The organism is Pseudarthrobacter sp. NPDC092419, assembly GCF_044755045.1.
Lineage (GTDB): Bacteria > Actinomycetota > Actinomycetes > Actinomycetales > Micrococcaceae > Arthrobacter.
In genome coordinates, this window is record NZ_JBIVQF010000010.1 from 1 (window position 1) to 17,078 (window position 17,078).

21 protein-coding genes are annotated in these 17,078 nt (G+C 66.2%); 10 read left to right on the forward strand and 11 right to left on the reverse strand.

Annotated features, from left to right (window positions below; all coding sequences use genetic code 11):
* Window positions 1–93 (reverse strand): NAD-dependent epimerase/dehydratase family protein (locus ACIQC0_RS14470; protein WP_400534842.1); only part of this gene is annotated, 93 nt, incomplete at its 3' end.
* A gap of 119 nt (window positions 94–212) precedes the next feature.
* Between ACIQC0_RS14470 and ACIQC0_RS14475 the strand changes: the two genes are divergently transcribed.
* Both ACIQC0_RS14475 and ACIQC0_RS14480 read left to right on the forward strand, forming a co-directional pair.
* Complete coding sequence (locus ACIQC0_RS14475; RefSeq protein ID WP_400535934.1) at window positions 213–830, forward strand: TetR/AcrR family transcriptional regulator; 618 nt, start codon at window positions 213–215, stop codon at window positions 828–830.
* Window positions 831–917: 87 nt separating this feature from the next.
* Window positions 918–1,529: a hypothetical protein gene (locus ACIQC0_RS14480; protein WP_377214782.1), complete on the forward strand. Its 612-nt coding sequence runs from the start codon at window positions 918–920 to the stop codon at window positions 1,527–1,529.
* 34 nt (window positions 1,530–1,563) lie between these two features.
* Here ACIQC0_RS14480 and ACIQC0_RS14485 read toward each other — a convergent pair whose 3' ends face one another.
* Window positions 1,564–2,415 carry a hypothetical protein gene (locus ACIQC0_RS14485; RefSeq protein WP_400535938.1) on the reverse strand — a complete coding sequence of 284 codons (852 nt, stop codon included), beginning with the start codon at window positions 2,413–2,415 and terminating at the stop codon, window positions 1,564–1,566.
* A 7-nt stretch (window positions 2,416–2,422) separates the two neighbouring features.
* Entirely contained in the window at window positions 2,423–3,451 is a 1,029-nt protein-coding gene (gene dapD, locus ACIQC0_RS14490) for a 2,3,4,5-tetrahydropyridine-2,6-dicarboxylate N-succinyltransferase (RefSeq protein WP_400535941.1), read from the reverse strand.
* A 51-nt stretch (window positions 3,452–3,502) separates the two neighbouring features.
* On the opposite strand from dapD, the gene dapE reads away from it, so the two are divergent.
* A complete protein-coding gene (dapE, locus tag ACIQC0_RS14495; protein WP_400535944.1) occupies window positions 3,503–4,654 on the forward strand; it encodes a succinyl-diaminopimelate desuccinylase in 1,152 nt (383 codons plus the stop codon).
* 60 nt (window positions 4,655–4,714) lie between these two features.
* Here dapE and ACIQC0_RS14500 read toward each other — a convergent pair whose 3' ends face one another.
* From ACIQC0_RS14500 to ACIQC0_RS14515, 4 genes are all read right to left on the reverse strand, one after another.
* Window positions 4,715–5,554: an amino acid ABC transporter permease gene (locus ACIQC0_RS14500; RefSeq protein ID WP_377214786.1), complete on the reverse strand. Its 840-nt coding sequence runs from the start codon at window positions 5,552–5,554 to the stop codon at window positions 4,715–4,717.
* A complete protein-coding gene (locus ACIQC0_RS14505; RefSeq protein WP_377214787.1) occupies window positions 5,551–6,201 on the reverse strand; it encodes an amino acid ABC transporter permease in 651 nt (216 codons plus the stop codon). The genes ACIQC0_RS14500 and ACIQC0_RS14505 overlap by 4 nt, the downstream gene beginning before the upstream one ends.
* Before the next feature lie 86 nt (window positions 6,202–6,287).
* On the reverse strand, window positions 6,288–7,169 hold the full coding sequence (locus ACIQC0_RS14510; RefSeq protein ID WP_400535948.1) for a glutamate ABC transporter substrate-binding protein: 882 nt from the start codon (window positions 7,167–7,169) through the stop codon (window positions 6,288–6,290).
* Window positions 7,170–7,240: 71 nt separating this feature from the next.
* Window positions 7,241–7,996, reverse strand: coding sequence for an amino acid ABC transporter ATP-binding protein (locus ACIQC0_RS14515; protein ID WP_377214789.1), 756 nt, complete (start codon window positions 7,994–7,996; stop codon window positions 7,241–7,243).
* Window positions 7,997–8,099: 103 nt separating this feature from the next.
* Here ACIQC0_RS14515 and ACIQC0_RS14520 point away from each other — a divergent pair, with 103 nt between their 5' ends.
* The 4 genes from ACIQC0_RS14520 to ACIQC0_RS14535 all read left to right on the forward strand — a co-directional run bounded on the left by ACIQC0_RS14520 (window position 8,100) and on the right by ACIQC0_RS14535 (window position 10,976).
* Entirely contained in the window at window positions 8,100–8,882 is a 783-nt protein-coding gene (locus tag ACIQC0_RS14520) for a TIGR00730 family Rossman fold protein (RefSeq protein WP_400535951.1), read from the forward strand.
* A gap of 48 nt (window positions 8,883–8,930) precedes the next feature.
* Window positions 8,931–9,281, forward strand: coding sequence for a DivIVA domain-containing protein (locus ACIQC0_RS14525; RefSeq protein WP_400535954.1), 351 nt, complete (start codon window positions 8,931–8,933; stop codon window positions 9,279–9,281).
* 68 nt (window positions 9,282–9,349) lie between these two features.
* On the forward strand, window positions 9,350–10,564 hold the full coding sequence (locus tag ACIQC0_RS14530) for a hypothetical protein (RefSeq protein WP_400536140.1): 1,215 nt from the start codon (window positions 9,350–9,352) through the stop codon (window positions 10,562–10,564).
* 244 nt (window positions 10,565–10,808) lie between these two features.
* Window positions 10,809–10,976, forward strand: coding sequence for a DUF3117 domain-containing protein (locus tag ACIQC0_RS14535; RefSeq protein ID WP_009357720.1), 168 nt, complete (start codon window positions 10,809–10,811; stop codon window positions 10,974–10,976).
* 55 nt (window positions 10,977–11,031) lie between these two features.
* Here ACIQC0_RS14535 and ACIQC0_RS14540 read toward each other — a convergent pair whose 3' ends face one another.
* Window positions 11,032–11,664 carry an O-methyltransferase gene (locus tag ACIQC0_RS14540; RefSeq protein WP_377214792.1) on the reverse strand — a complete coding sequence of 211 codons (633 nt, stop codon included), beginning with the start codon at window positions 11,662–11,664 and terminating at the stop codon, window positions 11,032–11,034.
* Window positions 11,665–11,893: 229 nt separating this feature from the next.
* Between ACIQC0_RS14540 and sigE the strand changes: the two genes are divergently transcribed.
* The 3 genes from sigE to ACIQC0_RS14555 are packed head-to-tail and all read left to right on the forward strand — an operon-like array spanning window position 11,894 to window position 13,818.
* Window positions 11,894–12,508: an RNA polymerase sigma factor SigE gene (gene sigE, locus ACIQC0_RS14545; protein WP_400535958.1), complete on the forward strand. Its 615-nt coding sequence runs from the start codon at window positions 11,894–11,896 to the stop codon at window positions 12,506–12,508.
* Between the two features lie 7 nt (window positions 12,509–12,515).
* Window positions 12,516–13,406: an anti-sigma factor gene (locus ACIQC0_RS14550; protein WP_400535961.1), complete on the forward strand. Its 891-nt coding sequence runs from the start codon at window positions 12,516–12,518 to the stop codon at window positions 13,404–13,406.
* A 10-nt stretch (window positions 13,407–13,416) separates the two neighbouring features.
* A complete protein-coding gene (locus tag ACIQC0_RS14555) occupies window positions 13,417–13,818 on the forward strand; it encodes a Sec-independent protein translocase TatB (RefSeq protein WP_400535964.1) in 402 nt (133 codons plus the stop codon).
* 13 nt (window positions 13,819–13,831) lie between these two features.
* Here the strand turns inward: ACIQC0_RS14555 and ACIQC0_RS14560 are convergent, their stop codons facing one another.
* From ACIQC0_RS14560 to ACIQC0_RS14570, 3 genes are read right to left on the reverse strand one after another with little or no spacing between them, the layout of a single operon-like run.
* Window positions 13,832–14,980, reverse strand: a complete 1,149-nt coding sequence (locus ACIQC0_RS14560; protein WP_400535967.1) for an Mrp/NBP35 family ATP-binding protein — start codon at window positions 14,978–14,980, stop codon at window positions 13,832–13,834.
* 57 nt (window positions 14,981–15,037) lie between these two features.
* Entirely contained in the window at window positions 15,038–15,736 is a 699-nt protein-coding gene (locus ACIQC0_RS14565; protein ID WP_400535970.1) for a DUF1003 domain-containing protein, read from the reverse strand.
* Window positions 15,720–17,003, reverse strand: a complete 1,284-nt coding sequence (locus ACIQC0_RS14570; protein ID WP_377214798.1) for a magnesium transporter MgtE N-terminal domain-containing protein — start codon at window positions 17,001–17,003, stop codon at window positions 15,720–15,722. Before ACIQC0_RS14570 ends, ACIQC0_RS14565 begins: the two co-directional genes overlap by 17 nt.
* Window positions 17,004–17,078: the final 75 nt, after the last annotated feature.

Below are 17,078 nucleotides of genomic sequence, written 5' to 3' on the forward strand. Positions count from 1 at the left end.
GTCGATGACCACCACCTCGTGGCCGGCTTCCTGCAGGGAAAGAACAGTGTGGGAACCGATGTAACCGGTGCCCCCGGTAACCAGAATCTTCATGGTCCAACGCTATCCCAACGGGAGGCGCCGCCGCTGCGCTGTCCCGGACGACGGGCGGGCGGACGACAGCCCGGGGCGTGGTTTCGGTTATTGGAGCACGCCTGTGCTAAATAGGTAGGGTGCCTAAAATCGTCGATGCCCATGCCCGCCGGCAGGATGTAGTGGAAGCGGTGCTGCGCATCATCGCCGTAGATGGACTGGAACGGGCCTCGCTCCGGGAGGTGGCGGACGAGGCAGGGCTTGCGGTGGGTTCGGTCCGGCACTACTTTGCCGGCAGCGAAGAACTGCTGAACTACACCTTCGCGGCTGTGGTGGACCGGATAGTGGGGCGGCTGCAGGCAGGAATCCCGGCCGTGCGCTCCAGCGCCCCCGGGAGCACTGAGCAGAGGGAAGCCGTTTTAACCCTGCTGGGCGCGATCCTTCCCCTGGATGGCCAGCGCGCGGCGGAAGCCTGTGCCTGGCTTGCCTTCCGGAATGCCGCCCGGATCCGTCCCTTCCTGGCCGCAGAGGCGGACCGCAGCTACCGGGAAGTGGCCGCCGTTGTTGGCCAGGTTGTCATGGAACTGCTGCCTGAGGATGAACCCCAGGAACGGCTGGTGGTGGAGGCGGAACGGCTGCTCTCTACCTTGGACGGCCTCTGCATGCACGCCCTGCTGCAGCCCGAGTGGCTGACGGCAGCCATGTGCCGCGACGTGCTGGACCGGCACTTGGACGGACTCGGGGCCAACGGCCGTTAACGTAGGGACAGGGCGGGAATAGACTGATAACCGGAGGCGCCGGACCGGATCAACGGATCCGGCCGGAGCGCCAAGGAAGGACTTCGGATGCATCACGCAGGCGGTTCCGGTTGGCACATCACCACGGATACATCCGGGCCCATGATGATCGCACTCTACGTCCGGGACACCGCTGGCCTCAACGGCGCCGGCAATCCCGCCCTTTCGCACATCAAACCCAAAGTCAGGCCCGCGGACCATTCGCAGCTCACGGCCGACGTCGGGGGAGAAGCGGCGCTGAAGACCGAATGGGAGGCATGGTGGGCCCAGTTGTTGAAGGCCCATCCGCACACTGCCCCTGAGCTGACACCGCCGGACTTCGAGGCGTTCGGCAATTCGCCTGCGCTCCAGCGCGTGCTGCAGGCCCATTTTGGTTCAGCACTCACGTGGGCGCGGGAGCGACGGAGTGAATATGCCGAGCTGGAAGCGGAGCGGGCCGCTTCGGGGGCTGACCAGCTTCTTGAAGACATGGTGGATGACCGGCTGATGGAAGTTGGCCGGGACGCACGTGATTTCAACCTGACCATCATTGAGTTGCCGCTGAACGAGCAGCGCGCCTGGTTCCTGGAGCCGGACAAGATCATCATGAGCCACCACCTGATGAGCCAGCCCGAACTGTTCCGCAGCTATGTCCAGCCAGTAGTGGAGATCCTGGTGTAGCCAGAGACGCCAGCGGCTACGGCTGCGGGGCCGCTCAATCCACCGCGGGCGCCATCACGATCCGCACTCCGGCGTCCGGGTCGCTGGCATCCTGCCACCCATTTCGGGCTGCGCGGTCCCAGCTGCGTCCGGCCACTTCCACCCGGACCACGTCCAGGGCCCTGGCGTTTGCCACGGCCCACTGGGCCACTGACCACGCCTGACTGCCGGACGTTTCCACCAGGACGGCATCCCCGTCAATGGCCGAGGGGAGCCCGCCGTACGCCTCCTTCAGGCTCGCGGCCATGGCTGCCGCGTCCCCGCTTCCGTTTCCGGACCGGAGCGTGCACTGTACCGCCCCGGGGGCTTGGCCCGTGAGGCCCGACGCGAAGGAACGGCCCATGCTCTCGTGCTGGGCATATGCCAGGGGATGGGCGGAGCGCTGCACCCGTTGCGCGGCTTCGGTGATGTCCAGGGATTCGTAATCCGGAATGGCCAGCAGCGCATCATAGAAGGCATTGGCGGCATAGTAGGGGTCCATGACCTGTTCCTCGGTGCCCCAGCCCTGTGAAGGCCGCTGCTGGAAGAGGCCACGCGAGTCCGGCCCGGCGTGGTCGCCGTGTCCGATGTTCCGCAGCTTGGATTCCTGCATGGCCGTAGCCAGCGCAATGGTCGCCGCCCGCGGCGGCAGGCCGCGACGGACGGCCACGGCCGTGATCAGGGCAGCGTTCGCGGCCTGGTCAGGGGCGAGTTCCCCGGAAACGTCGCCAACAACAGCGGTGCAGCGTTCCGAAACAAGGGTTTCGGAACGCTGCAGGAAGAACACGGCCCCATAGACTCCCCCCGCCACCAGGGCAAGCGCCAGGACCAGGACCGCCAGGCGGCGCAGGCCGCGTCTTCGTGCCACCGGCGAATCAGTTGGCGTGGAGCGCGTCGTTCAGTTCCACGGTCTGTCCCTGACGGGGGAGCGCTTCAACGGCGCCCGTGGTGGAATTGCGGCGGAACAGCAGGTTGGGAACGCCGGAGAGTTCTGCGGCCTTGACGATCTTGGTGGTGTCCTCGCCCACCTCGTCCTTCGGGCCAGGAACACGGACCCGGGTGCCGGCGGTGACGTAAAGCCCGGCTTCAACTACCGAATCGTCGCCGATGCTGATGCCGACGCCGGAGTTGGCGCCCAGCAGGACGCGCTCGCCGATGGTGATCTTTTCCTTGCCGCCGCCGGACAGGGTACCCATGATGGAGGCGCCACCGCCGACGTCGCTGCCGTCCCCGGTCACCACACCGGCCGAGATGCGGCCCTCGACCATGGAGGTGCCCAGGGTGCCGGCGTTGAAGTTGACGAAGCCTTCATGCATCACGGTGGTGCCTTCGGCGAGGTGCGCACCCAGGCGCACCCGGTCGGCGTCGGCAATGCGCACGCCGGAGGGAACCACGTAGTCCACCATGCGCGGGAACTTGTCCACGCCGTAGACGGTGACCGGTCCGCGCCGGCGCAGTCGGGCGCGCGTCAGCTCGAACCCGTCCACCGCTGCGGGGCCGAAGTTGGTCCACACGACGTTGGGGAGCTTGCCGAAGATGCCGTCCAGGTTGATGGTGTTGGGGCGGACCAGGCGGTGCGAAAGCAGGTGGAGGCGGAGGTAGGCATCAGCGGTATCGGCGGGGGCCTCGTCCAGATTGATCTGGACAAAAACTACCTTCTGCTCGGTGCCGCGGTCTGCGTCGGCGCCGTTTTCGGCGATCTGCGTCAGGACCTCGTCGGCGTTTTCCACCTCGCGCAGGTTGCCGGCGGCCACGCCAAGGGCGGGCGCGGGGAACCATACGTCCAGCACGGTGGACTCGCCGGCAGCCGTGGCGACGGTGGCAATACCGAAGCCGTAGGCGGAGCGGTCAGCGGCGGGGGAGTTCGAGGTTTCGGGCACAGCGGAGGAAGCGGTCTCAGTCATGTGCTCCAGTCTATCGAGGGCCCGGGGCGCCGTTCGAACTAGACTGGCTTCGTGACTGCCGAAACTGTGCCCGAGCCCGTCCCCGCCCTTTCCCGTCCCCCCGTCCTGGACCTTCGTCAGGATGTTTCGCTGCTGACGGCCGCCCTGATGGACATCGAAAGCGTTTCCGGCAACGAGGGCCGCATTGCGGACGCCGTGGAGGCTGCCCTGTTGGCTATTCCGCAGTTCTCGGTGGTCCGTGACGGCGACGCCATTGTGGCCCGCACCGAACTGGGCCGCCCGGAGCGGGTCATCCTGGCGGGGCATCTGGACACGGTCCCGCTGCCGCTGACCCCAGGGTCCCTGGGGACCGTGCCGTCCACGTGGGAGTCGGGCATTCCCGGCGAGGGCATCCTCTACGGGCGCGGCGCCACGGACATGAAGGGCGGCGTGGCTGTCCAGCTGGCGCTGGCTGCAACAATGTTCGACGGCGGCGCCCAGCCTGCGCGGGACGTCACCTTTGTGTTCTACGACCACGAGGAAGTTGAAGCCGTGAAGAGCGGCCTGGGACGCTTGGTCCGCAACCACGGCGACCTGTTGAAGGGCGACTTCGCCATTTTGCTGGAGCCAACGGATGGAACCGTGGAGGGCGGGTGCAATGGCACCAGCCGGTTCGAGGCCACCACGGTAGGGGAATCCGCCCACTCGGCCCGCGCCTGGATGGGAAGCAACGCCATCCATGCTGCTGCGCCCATCCTGGCCCGGCTGGCGGAGTACCAGCCGCGGACCATCACCGTGGACGGCCTGGACTACCGGGAGAGCCTGAACGCCGTCAAGATCAACGGCGGCACGGCGGGGAACGTCATCCCGGACCGCTGCGTGGTGGAGATCAACTACCGGTTCGCCCCGGACAAGACTCCGGACCAGGCGGAAGCGCACGTCCGCGAGCTGCTGGCCGGGTTCGACGTGGTGCGCACTGATGCTGCTGCCGGGGCGCGGCCGGGCCTGAACCACCCCGCTGCCGCGTCCTTTGTTGCCGCAGTCGGAGCCGAGCCGAAGCCCAAATACGGCTGGACCGACGTCGCGCGCTTCAGCGAACTGGGCGTCCCGGCAGTGAACTTCGGGCCCGGCGATGCGCTCCTGGCGCACAAGGACAACGAACACGTCCACGCCGAGGCCATCCGGGCCTGCCTGGCAGCGCTCCGGAAGTGGCTCGCAGCGTAGCCTGTCGAAACGCAAAAGGTCCGGAACCCCGAGGGAGTTCCGGACCTTTCCATGCAACCGCTAGGGCGCTGCGGCCTCGATGGCCTCAGGCTCGGCCGGAGCCGTACCGCCCGCGGCCTTCTTGGAGCCGCGCCGCTCGATCCACACTGCCAGCCGCGAGACGCCGATGTTGATGGCGATGTAGATCGCTGCTGCCACGAAGAACACCGGGAACAGGAACTGCGTGCCCAGGAAGTCCGCCATGACCTGGACTGCGCGGAGCAGTTCGCCGTAGGCCACGATGTAGCCCAGCGAGGTGTCCTTGAGGAGCACTACCAGCTGCGCCACGAGCGAGGGCATCATGCGCCGGATCGCCTGCGGAAGTTCGATCAGCATGCGCGACTTGAAGCTGGTCAGGCCGATGGCCAGGCCCGCTTCACGCTGGCCCTTGGGCAGCGACTGGATGCCCGCGCGGATGATCTCGGAGAACACTGCAGAGTTGTACAGCACCAGGCCGGTGACGACGGCGATGAACGGCGACGTGCCGAAGCCCAGAAGGACGAACAGCATCATCAGGACCACAGGCATGCCGCGCAGGAATTCCAGCACGATCCTGGTGGGTACCCGGAGGAACGCTGAATCGGAAATTCGCAGCAGCGTCAGCGCCAGTCCCAGGGGGAAGGCGATGACCGCGGCCAGCGCCGCGGCGCTGAGCGTCGCGCCCAGGCCGTTGGCCAGCAGGGTCCACACGTCGCCACGCGTGAAGATCTGCCAGCGGCGGCCCTCGAAGATGCCCTGCTGGGCGAGGGTCATAACGATCCAGGCGAGCAGGCCCAGGATCAGCACCGAACCAACAATGGATCCGATCAGGGAAATTCGGCGGGCCTTAGGACCCGGAACGTCGTAAAGGACGGAGCTCATCGGGCGATCGCCACCTTTCGTTCCACCGTGCTGGCCAGGATGCCGAGCGGAACGGTGAGGAGCAGATAGAAGAAGGCCGTGCCCAGGAGCACCGCGATAACGGCGTCGCCGTTGGCGTTGGCCAGCTGGCGGCCGTAGCCGAACAGTTCAAGGACGAAGAACGCGCCGGCGACGGAGGAGTTCTTCACCAGCGCGATCAGGATGTTGATCAACGGCGGGATCACCGTCCGCAGCGCCTGCGGCAGGATGATCAGGGACAGCACCTGGCCGAATTTCATGCCGATGCTGCGGGCGGCTTCGGCCTGTCCCACGGGAACGCTGTTGACGCCGGAACGCACGGCTTCGGCTATGAAGGCTGCCGTGTATGTGCTCAGCGCGATGATCGCGGCAACTTCGAACTGCTCAAACTTGACCCCGAGCCTGGGGAGGACGATCGCAGCAAAGAAGAAGGCAATGGTCAACGGGGTGTTCCGCAGAACCTCCACGTAGATCATGCTGAATCCCCGAAGCGCCGCTACAGGGGAAACCCTGGCCGCTGCGAGCAGGGTGCCGAGGACCAGGGCGATGACGCCGGAGACGGCGGAGAGGAAGAGTGTGCGGAGAAAACCTTCCCAATACAGGGGCAGGTTTTCAAGAATGACGTCCATAGGATCCTTCGGCTCTGGGAGTGGACGGGTGTGGAGACGGAAAGTTGCCGGGGCCGGTGGACCGGCCCCGGCAACACCCGGGTGACTTAGTAACGGTCAAGCTCGGGCAGTTCAGGGGCGGTCTTGATGACGGCGCCCGCAGTGTCCTCCCAGGCCTTCTTGTACGAGCCGTCCGCTTCGAACGCTTCGAGCTGGTCGTTGATCCAGTTACGGAACTCGGTGTCGTCCTTCTTCAGGCCGATGCCGTAAGGCTCCTTGGTGAAGGTCTCGTCGGAAGCGAGCTTGAAGGCATCCGGCTCCTTGTCAACGAAACCGGCGAGGATCACGTTGTCGGTGGTGATGGCTTCAACCTGCTTGTTGCGCAGCGGCTCGAGGCAGGCGGAGTAGGTGGCAGCCGGAACCAGCACTGCACCGTACTTTTCCACGATCGTGGCGGCCGGGGTGGAACCGGTGACCGAGCAGACCTTCTTGCCCTTGACGTCCTCGGGGGTCTTGATGGAGTCATTGTCCTTGTTGACCATCAGGGCCTGGCCGGCTTCGTAGTACGGGCCTGCGAAGCTGACAACCTTCTTGCGCTTGTCGTTGATGGTGTAGGTGGCGATAACCAGGTCAACCTTGCCCTGTTCGATGAACGGCTCGCGGTTGGCGGAGACGGTTTCGGACCATTCGATCTTGTCTGCGGGGATGCCCAGCTTGGCTGCGATCAGCTTGCCGATTTCAACGTCGAAACCAACGGGCTTGTTGTCCAGGCCAACCTGGCCGAACAGGGGCTGGTCGAACTTGGTGCCGATCTTGATGGTGCCGGCGGAAGAAAGCTTCTCCATGGTGGTGCCCGCTGCGAAGCTCGGCTTGTCCTCAACCTTGGGGTCGCTGCCGGAGTCACCGCCCCCACAGGCGCTCAGGGACAGGGCGAGCGCAGCGGTGGCTGCGACGAAGAACGACTTGCGCCGGGTCATAAATGCCTTCATTGACATTCCTTTCATTGGTGGCCGTGGGTCACGGCCGGATGCGAACTGGAGTGTGGTTGTTCATGGGTGGATCAGTGGGTAAGGAGCTTGGACAGGAAATCCTTGGCCCTGTCGCTCTTCGGGTTGGTGAAGAACTCTTCCGGGGTGTCATCCTCAACGATCTGGCCGTCTGCCATGAAAACGACACGGTCCGCGGCCTTGCGGGCGAAGCCCATCTCGTGGGTGACCACGATCATGGTCATGCCTTCCTTGGCGAGCTGGACCATCACGTCAAGGACTTCGTTGATCATCTCCGGGTCAAGGGCAGAGGTGGGCTCGTCGAAGAGCATCACCTTCGGCTTCATGGCCAGTGCGCGGGCAATCGCGACGCGCTGCTGCTGGCCGCCGGAGAGCTGGGCCGGGAGCTTGGGGGCCTGGTGGCCCACACCCACCCGTTCAAGCAGGGCCATGGCGTCCTTCTCCGCCTCGGCCTTGGACACGCCTTTGACCTTGATGGGGCCGAGGGTGACGTTTTCCAGGATGGTCTTGTGCGCGAACAGGTTGAAGGACTGGAAGACCATTCCGACGTCGGCACGGAGCTGTGCGAGTTCCTTGCCTTCCTCCGGGAGCACTTTCCCATCGATGCTGATGGTTCCGCCCTCGATGGTCTCCAGACGGTTGATCGCGCGGCAAAGCGTGGACTTACCGGATCCCGAGGGCCCGATGACCACAACAACTTCACCCTTGCGGACCTGAAGATTGATGTCCTTCAAAACGTGCAGCTGGCCGTAATGCTTGTTTACGGCGTTCAGGGAGACGAGGGAATCGCCGGGCACATGAGTAGTCATAAGACGAATCTAGCGAACATTCGCCATTTATGACGGCTATCACCCCATCTCGCCGGTGATCGTGATTCAAGAGATACCTGCCAGGGGAGGCTAGCCTAGGGGAATGAGCATCAATGCAGACCCGACCAGGAATTCCCAACCGCGGCGCAAGGGCCCCCTGGAGCTCCGGCGCAAGCAGGCCGCGGTGGAAATGTCGGACCAGCATCTCCTCGATACCAAAGGCCCTGGACAGTTCGTGCATACCGATCCGTGGCGCGTCCTCCGGATCCAGAGCGAATTCGTCGAAGGCTTTGGCGCGCTCGCGGACGTCGGCAAGGCGGTCAGCGTCTTCGGCTCGGCCAGGACCAAACCGGGCAGCGCCTACTACGAAATGGGCGTGGAGGTAGGGCGGAAGCTGGCAGAGGCCGGCGTCGCCATCATCACCGGCGGTGGCCCGGGATCCATGGAGGCAGCGAACCGGGGCGCCGTGGAGGGCAATGGGGTGTCTGTCGGGCTCGGCATCGAGCTCCCCTTCGAACAGGGCCTGAACCAGTGGGTGGACTTGGGCATCAATTTCCGGTACTTCTTCGCCCGTAAGACCATGTTCGTGAAGTACGCGCAGGGCTTCATCGTCCTCCCCGGCGGGCTGGGGACGCTGGATGAGTTGTTCGAGGCCATGGTCCTCGTGCAGACCCGGAAGGTCACGTCCTTCCCGATCGTGCTCCTTGGCGTCGAGTTCTGGGGGCCGATGATCGAGTGGATCCGGGGAACCCTGGTGGCCGAGGGCATGGTTTCCGAGAAGGACCTGGACCTGATCCAGCTTGTTGACGATCCTGCGGAGGCCGTGGACCGCGTTCTGCATTCGGCCGTCGCTCCGTCCCCTAACGGCGAGCAGCGCCCGGAATAAGGTTTAGGCGGGCGCGGGATCCGGAGCCCTATCTGGCACCATGGAGCCGTGAGCTTCTTTCTGGTTTTCCTGGCCATTGCGCTGGTGGGCGCCGCCCTGTGGGCAGGTTTGGGCCGCCGGCCGGTCGGAGTCGATTCCGCCCGTGCTGCCGACCGGCCCCTGCCCGTCCTGCTGGACGGCGGCCTGCCCCAGCCGCCTGCCAACCTTCCCCCGGTGCTGCTTCCGGCCCATGCCGCCGCGGAGGACGTGGACCGGATCCGGTTCTCGGTGGGCCTGCGCGGCTACCGCATGGACCAGGTGGACCAGGTGCTGGATGAGCTGCGGAACCAGCTTGCCGCCAGGGAAGCCGAAATCGCGGAACTGCGCGACCGGCTCCCGGCAAGCCAGGATTCCGCGTGAGCGCAGTGGAACAGGACGCCACGGGCACGGGCACCGACACGGAACGGCAGCCCGTATTTGCGGCCCCGGTGCGGGACTTCGCCCGGCGGGCGGCGCAGGCAGCGCAGGGCTGGCCCTGGTGGTTCCAGGTCTCGGTCATCTACGTGGCCGCGAGGCTGGTCTCGGCCTGCATCTTCATGGCCGCGGCGCTCCAGCAGGGAAACAGCCCCTGGTTTCCCGCCGGGCCGGACTACTGGAATTTCATCAATATCTGGGATGCCCGCTGGTACGGCGAAGTAGTCAGCAACGGTTACCCCAGCGTCCTTCCCACGGATGAGGCCGGCAACGTCCAGGAGAACGCGTGGGCCTTCTACCCGCTGTTTCCCGTCCTCGCCGGCGGGCTAAGCCGGCTGACCGGCCTCGCCACGGCTTCTTCCCTCACCCTTGTTGCCATGCTGGCCGGCTGGGGAGCTGCCCTGGCGGTCTACGCGCTCTTCCGGCAGCGGGCCCGGCACGGTGCGGCGCTGTGGGGCGTAGCATTCTTCGCAACGTTCCCGGTTTCCGCCGTGCTCCAGGTTCCCTACGCGGAGCCGCTCTCGATACTGCTGCTCGCCGGATCCCTGCTTCTGGTTCTCCGAGGACAGTACCTGTGGGCGGTGCCGGTGGTGGTGCTGCTCTGCCTGTCCCGGCCGGTCGGCGTTCCTTTTGCCGCCATGCTGGGGCTGTTCTTGGCCGCCCGCGCCATTGCGTACGTCCGACGGCGGCGCGGCGGCGATGGCACGCCCCGGACCCTCCGCGACCTGGCGGCCCTCGCGGTTCTCACCGCCGTCGCTGGCCTGTCCGCGCTGGCCTGGCCCGCCGTCGCTTGGCTGGCCACCGGCGACCCGGCCGCCTACACCAAGACCGAAACCGTGTGGCGCGGGCACGACCTGGTGCCGTTCAAACCCTGGTTTGACACCGGCGTCGACCTTTTTGGCCCTGTGTTGGGACTGGCCGCGCCGTTCGTGTTCGCTGCGATGTTCGGCGCCGCGCTGTTCCTGCCCCCGGTGGTGCGGCTCGGCGTCGAACTCCGGCTCTGGTGCGCATGCTACATGGGCTACCTGCTGGTGTTCCTGCACCCGCAAACCAGCACGTTCCGCATGCTGCTGCCGCTCTTTCCGCTGGCACTGGCAGCCGCACTGGTGTCGAGGTCCAAGGCATACCGGTGGACGGTGGTCCTCATGTTCGTGCTGCTCCAGACCGTCTGGATCGTGTGGCTTTGGGCGTGGGCGCAGCTGCCCGGCGGTGGGGACTATCCGCCATAAGGGCCGGTCAATGGAGCCTTGGCCGATGCCTGTCAAGGCTGCGGCACGGTGCTCGCGAAAATATCCATCGATTAGCTACGGGCGGGTAATTCCGGGATAATGATAAGCAAGCAAGGACAAAAAGCATTCAGAGTACGCGCAGCCCCGGCACGTGGCAACCACGTCCCCGGAGCAAGCATGATCGACATGCGGACACAGCCCGCCCGGGCTGATCAGTCCTGGGACTAATTGGAGGGAATTCCTCATGGCGGCTATGAAACCACGTACCGGCGACGGCCCAATGGAAGTCACCAAGGAGGGCCGCAGCCTGATCATGCGCGTCCCGCTCGAAGGCGGCGGGCGTCTCGTGGTCGAGCTTAACGCTGCGGAGGCGGCGAACCTGAAGGAATGCCTGGTAGGCGTTACCGAATAATCATGCCGGACAAGGTCCGCGGCCAGCAGGCTGCGGACCTTGTCCTGTTTCCGGGCTACTTCTTGACCGCTACAAGCAGTCCGTCGCCGGTGGGTAGCATGGCAGAGGCCAGGCGTTCGTCGTCGCGGATGGCCTTTCCTACCTGGCGCAGCACCACGGTGTTCGGCTCGCGGCCCGCCGGGTTGGCCACCCGGTCCTTGTCCAGGGCGTCGTTGATGACCAGCATGCCGGACGGCTTCAGCAGGCGGATGGCCTGCTCCACATAGCCGGGCACACCGGGCTTGTCCGCATCGATGAACACCAGGTCATAGGCGCCGTCCGTGAGCCGGGGGAGTACATCGCCGGCACGGCCCGAGATGGTTCGGGTCCGGTTAGCCGGGCTGCCGGCCTCCGCATACGCTTCCCGGGCGGCCTTCAGGTGCTCCACGTCAACGTCGATGGTTGTCAGGACGGCCTGCGGGCCCAGGCCGCGCAGGAGGCAGACGCCGGAAACGCCGGCGCCGGTGCCGATTTCGACGGCGGTCTGGGCCTTCGATGCCGCCGCCAGGACGGTAAGGACCGCCCCCACCCCGGGGCTGACGGCGTTGACGCCCAGCTCGTAGGACCGCTCCCGGGCACGCAACATGACCTCATCCTCAGCGGGCAGATTCTCTGCAAAGGACCAGCTGGTGGACTTGTCGGCGCTCATGGGAATTCGCTTTCTGGGCGGCAGGGGGAATGTCTCCTACAGCCTACTGGTTCCAGCCGGGCACCCGCGGAAGGGCGGGCTGTGCCGGTGGGACGCGGCGCCTTCCGCGGTCAGGAAATTCCCAGCCAGGTTTGACATGATGAACATCCGCTCATCCAAACGGTGGCCGGCGCCGAATAAGAGATGTCAACAGTATCCGGGCGAAAGCATTCCACGAGGGGAGTGGACGATGTCATCAATAGTTGTGGCACCTGTCCCTGCAGTAAACCAACAGGAAACCGAGTGGGTCCGTCCTACGTGGGAAGAAGTGGTGACCAACCACTCGGCGAAGGTCTACCGGCTCGCATACCGCCTCACCGGCAACAAGTACGACGCCGAGGACCTCACCCAGGAGGTCTTCGTCCGGGTGTTCCGTTCCCTGGAGAATTTCAAGCCCGGAACCTTGGACGGTTGGTTGCACCGCATCACCACCAACCTCTTCCTGGACCAGGCCCGGAGGCGGACCCGCATCCGCTTCGACGCCCTTGCTGAAGACGCCGAGTCGCGCCTTCCCGGCCGGGAACCCGGACCCGAGCTGAGCTTTGAACTGAACAACCTGGACCTCGACGTGCAGGCCGCGCTGGAGGAGCTCCCCCCGGACTTCCGCGCCGCCGTCGTGCTGTGCAATCTGGAAGGGCTCTCCTATGACGAGGTGGCGGAGACCCTGGGCGTGAAGCTCGGTACTGTCCGTTCGCGGATCCACCGGGGCCGGACCATGCTGCGGGAGAAGCTGGCGCACCGCGATCCGCGTCCGCAGCAGGCCCGCCGCAAGCTCTCGATGCCGCGCATCGCCGGCATCCTCTGAACGGCGTATGAAGCCCGGTTTCCCCCTCGGCAGGCACCAGCGCACCAGCAGCCACCTGGCGTCCTGCGCCGATTGCGCTGCCGCCCTGCACCGGGAGCGCCAGTACCTCGAACGGCTGCGCGAGGCGCGCATTCCGCCTGCCAGCCATGACCTGACCGCCCGCCTGCTGGAGCGTACCCACGAACTCGCCGCGGAGCCCTGGGACCGCCCACGCGCACAGCGTCCGGTCATCCGCGCCCTGGCCCTGGCAGCCGGGGGCACCGTGGCGGCATCTGGCCTCCTGGCCGCGGGTGCCCTCGTGCTGGCAGGGGATCCGCCCGCGGCGTCGTCTGCGAATGCGGCGCTGTCCCACGCTTCTGCACAAATGCCCGCCGACGGGAGGATGCTTAGCGCCGCCGAATTGGCCACGCTGCGCTCGCACGGCTGGGCCTGCCCGGATCTCGCGGCCATGGGCTTTCACGTGGAGTCCGCGCGGGCCGTGATGGTGGGCGGCTACCCTGCGGTGGAGCTGCATCTGAGTGACGGCTCGCATTACGCCGCCATCACCGAGCAGCGCGACGCTGTCTCCGGAGCCCTGACGGCTGCAAAGCTGCGGGTGCTGGACTCCTCACCCTGGACCGCCACCTACCGTGCGGACGGCCGGACGTTCACTTTTGAATCCGACCTTCCGGCCGACCGCGCGGACGATGCCCTGCCAATCTTCGAACTTCTGGCTGAGCGGGCTTCAGGCGACGCCGGCGCACCCCCTGAAGAGTCCGCCGGCGGGCCAGGGGAGGACTCCCTGGGCAGCCGGCTGCAGCGCGGACTGGCCAAGGTTTCCGCGCTGCTGGGATCCGGTTCGCAGGCTGCCGGCTCCCTCCCGGGAGCCGAATCGCTGCCCGGAGCCCGGAGAGGGTAATCTTCCTAGGGTGTTTGGAATCAACGGCCCGGAGTTCATCCTCCTGCTGCTCATCGGCATCCTGGTGATCGGCCCCCAGCGGCTGCCCGAATATACCCAGAAGCTGGCGAACGTGGTCAAGGAAGTCCGCCGGATGGCCTCCGGCGCGCGGGAACAGATCAAGGATGAGGTCGGCATCGACATCGATGACGTCGACTGGAAGAAGTACGACCCGCGCCAGTACGATCCCCGCCGCATCATCAAGGAAGCACTGCTCGACGACGATTCCAAGCCCGTGAGCGCAGGAGCGCCTGCCGCGGTGGCAGCTGCCTCTGGTGCGGCGGCCGCCGAAGCCGCGCCAATGCGGCCCGACCGCGTGGTCCAGCGGCTGGCAGCAGGCGAAGCCGCGCCTTTCGACACCGAAGCCACCTGACCGGTTCCGCGCGTCAGCGCGGCTGGACCCCCAGGTGCATGCCCGCCAGCCCGCGCGGCCGGGCTGCGAGCTGGCCCGCAATCCCGGCCAGGGCCTCGGCGGCGGGAGTTGCCGGCTGCCCCAGCACAATCGGGACACCGGCGTCGCCCCCTTCGCGCAACTGGATGTCCAGCGGAATCTGGCCCAGCAGCGGCACGTCGGTGCCCACCATCCCGGCCAGCCGTGAGGCGAGCACGGCGCCGCCGCCGCTTCCGAACAATTCCATCCGGCCGCCGTCGGGCATTTCCAGGTAGGACATGTTCTCCACCACCCCGGCGATCTTCTGGCCCGTCTGGGTGGCGATGGCGCCCGCGCGCTCAGCAACGTCCGCAGCCGCAGCCTGCGGGGTGGTCACCACCAGGATCTCGGCCTTGGGCAGGAGTTGGGCCACGGAAATCGCTATGTCTCCCGTTCCCGGCGGCAGGTCCAGGAAGAGCGCGTCAAGATCCCCGAAATAGACATCAGTCAGGAATTGCTCCAGGGCCCGGTGCAGCATTGGCCCGCGCCAGGCAACCGGCTGGTTTCCTGTGACAAACATGCCGATGGAGATGACTTTGACCCCGTAGGCGACCGGGGGCAGGATCATGTCGTCCACCCGGGTGGGAGCCTGGGTGATGCCCATCAGGCCGGGCACGGAAAAGCCGTAGACGTCTGCATCCACGATTCCCACCCGGAGTCCCTGCGCTGCAAGTGCGCAGGCAAGGTTCACGGTCACCGAGGACTTGCCCACCCCGCCTTTTCCGCTGGCCACGGCAAAGACTTTGGTCAGCGACCCGGCTTCATTGAAGGGGATGCCGCGCTGTCCGCCCGGCCCGCGGAGCTGCTCCTTGAGCGCGTCCCGCTGGGCCTGGTCCATTACCTTGAGTTCAACGTCGACGGCGGTCACGCCCGGTACCGCGGACAGGGCTTTGCCGGCATCCGCAGTGATGGTGTCCTTGAGCGGGCAGCCGGCAATGGTGAGCAGGACGGCGAGGGAGACGCGGCCGTCGGCGGAAACCGAGACCGAGTCCACCATGCCGAGTTCCGTGATCGGCTTGCGGAGCTCGGGGTCGATCACGGTGGCCAGCGCGGCCTGGACCGCTTCGTTGAGGGCCTCGGAAGTGGGATCCACGGGGGAGCTCATGGTGTGGGGGACTCGGCTTTCAGGATGTGGACGCGGCGAACGGCGCCGCAGCGGGGGTTAGCGGTCTTGGGCGGAGTGGCCGGGTTTGATGCGCGGAATCTGCTGGGTACGGGGCTGGCGCTGCCGGTCCCGCTGCTCCTTGAGCTTTTCCTTGACCTTGTCCTTCGGGGATTCGTGGGAACCCGGGCCGGAATGATCGTGCGACCGGAGCTCCTCCTGGGCCTCCAGCATGTCTTCGAGCAGGGAACGCAGCTCAGCCCGCACGTAGTCGCGGGTGGCCACCTCACGGAGGGCGATGCGCAGGGAGGCCAGCTCGCGTGTCAGGTATTCAGTGTCCGAAAGGTTTCGCTCGGCACGCTGCCTGTCCTGCTGGAGGGAGACGCGGTCGCGGTCATCCTGCCGGTTCTGGGCCAGCAGCAGCAGCGGCGCGGCGTAGGAGGCCTGGAGGGACAACATGAGGGTCAGCAGGGTGAAACCCAAATCCCGGGAGTCGAACTGCCACTCCAGCGGCGCCCAGGTGTTCCAGGCCAGCCAGAAGATGCAGAACACCGTCATGTAGACCAGGAACTGCGGGGTACCCATGAAACGGGCGAAGCCCTCGGTGGCGTGGCCGAAGGCGTCGGGGTCCGGGGAGAACTTGGGCAGCAGCCGCTGCCGGCCCGCCAGGGGAGTGTCCAGGCTGCCCTTGTCTGAAGCCCTGGAATGCGGCCGCTGGTTCGGGTTCTTGGGAGCACTGTTGTCAGCCAATGCGGCCACCGAGCTTTCTTATCGGGGCTTCGCCATCGTGGGCGCGCCAGTCATCGGGCAAGAGGTGGTCCAGGACGTCATCAACAGTCACCGCCCCCACCAGCCGGCCGGCGTCGTTCACTACGGGCAACGAGTTCAGGTTGTAGGTGGCCAGGGTGCGGGCCACTTCGCTGATGTGGGCCTGGTCCGAGAGCGGCTCAAGGTTCTTGTCCACCAGGTTGCCCAGCGGTTCGAACGGCGGGAAGCGGAGCAGCTGCTGGATGTGTACCACGCCCAGGAACCGGCCCGTGGGTGTTTCCAGCGGGGGCCTCGCGATGAAGATCGAGGAGGCCAGTGCCGGCGACAGTTCCTCGCGGCGGACGTGGGCCAGGGCCTCCGCCACGGTGGCCTCCGGCGGCAGGATCACCGGCACGGGGGTCATGAGGCCGCCCGCGGTGTCCTCGTCGTACTCCAGGAGGCGGCGGACGTCCTCGGCACCCTCGGGCTCCATCAGCTGGAGCAGTTCCTCGGCCTGCGCGGACGGCAGCTCGCCCAGGAGGTCTGCGGCGTCGTCCGGGTCCATTTCCTCCAGGACGTCCGCGGCGCGTTGGACGTCCAGCGCGGAAAGGATCTCCACCTGGTCGTCTTCGGGAAGTTCCTGCAGAACGTCCGCCAGGCGTTCGTCCTGGAGTTCGCTGGCTACCTCGAACCGGCGCTTGTCGCTCATCTCCTGGAGCGCTTCGGCGAAGTCGGCAGGCTTCAGGTCCTCATGGTTGGCTACGAACTGGGTAGCGGCCTGCGGTTCCGTGCGCGGGCCCTGGAGGGCGTCAGCCCAATCAATGATGAGGGTCTCGTTGCGGCGAAGCCGGCTCAGGGGAGACAGGGAGTGGCCGCGGCGGACGAACAGCTTGCTCACGAACCAGTCACGCGAACGGTGCTGGTCCATGGCAATGTCCTCGATGGTGGCGTCGCCGCTGCCGTCCCGCAGGGTCACCCTGCGGTCGAACATCTCTGCGACCACCAACGTTTCCGCGCCGCGCTGTTCAAAACGGCGGAGATTGACCAGACCGGTGCAGATGATCTGGGTCTGGTCGATGGAGGTAATCCGGGTCATGGGGACGAACACGCGCTTCTTGCCGGGAACCTCCACGACGATGCCCACGACGTGCGGGGCGCCGCGGGTTCCGCGGGAGAGCACCACCACGTCGCGGAGGCGGCCCAGCCGGTCGCCCAGCGGGTCGAAGACGTCCAGGCCCAGGAGCCGGGCCACGAAGACGCGCGTGGGAGTTGTGCTCATCCCTACAGGCTACCGAGTCTGCTCTCTTTTAGCTGAATTTACAGGCAGCACACATCCGCATGGGCAAGAATGGAG

Excerpts from the sequence above, each read along its gene's own strand:
- ACIQC0_RS14480 (WP_377214782.1), top strand. The coding sequence starts at position 918 with ATGCATCACGCAGGCGGTTCCGGTTGGCACATCACCACGGATACATCC.
- dapD (WP_400535941.1), bottom strand. The coding sequence starts at position 3,451 with ATGACTGAGACCGCTTCCTCCGCTGTGCCCGAAACCTCGAACTCCCCC.
- ACIQC0_RS14500 (WP_377214786.1), bottom strand. The coding sequence starts at position 5,554 with ATGAGCTCCGTCCTTTACGACGTTCCGGGTCCTAAGGCCCGCCGAATT.
- ACIQC0_RS14505 (WP_377214787.1), bottom strand. The coding sequence starts at position 6,201 with ATGGACGTCATTCTTGAAAACCTGCCCCTGTATTGGGAAGGTTTTCTC.
- ACIQC0_RS14510 (WP_400535948.1), bottom strand. The coding sequence starts at position 7,169 with ATGAAGGCATTTATGACCCGGCGCAAGTCGTTCTTCGTCGCAGCCACC.
- ACIQC0_RS14515 (WP_377214789.1), bottom strand. The coding sequence starts at position 7,996 with ATGACTACTCATGTGCCCGGCGATTCCCTCGTCTCCCTGAACGCCGTA.
- ACIQC0_RS14520 (WP_400535951.1), top strand. The coding sequence starts at position 8,100 with ATGAGCATCAATGCAGACCCGACCAGGAATTCCCAACCGCGGCGCAAG.
- ACIQC0_RS14535 (WP_009357720.1), top strand. The coding sequence starts at position 10,809 with ATGGCGGCTATGAAACCACGTACCGGCGACGGCCCAATGGAAGTCACC.
- ACIQC0_RS14540 (WP_377214792.1), bottom strand. The coding sequence starts at position 11,664 with ATGAGCGCCGACAAGTCCACCAGCTGGTCCTTTGCAGAGAATCTGCCC.
- sigE (WP_400535958.1), top strand. The coding sequence starts at position 11,894 with ATGTCATCAATAGTTGTGGCACCTGTCCCTGCAGTAAACCAACAGGAA.
- ACIQC0_RS14550 (WP_400535961.1), top strand. The coding sequence starts at position 12,516 with ATGAAGCCCGGTTTCCCCCTCGGCAGGCACCAGCGCACCAGCAGCCAC.
- ACIQC0_RS14560 (WP_400535967.1), bottom strand. The coding sequence starts at position 14,980 with ATGAGCTCCCCCGTGGATCCCACTTCCGAGGCCCTCAACGAAGCGGTC.
- ACIQC0_RS14570 (WP_377214798.1), bottom strand. The coding sequence starts at position 17,003 with ATGAGCACAACTCCCACGCGCGTCTTCGTGGCCCGGCTCCTGGGCCTG.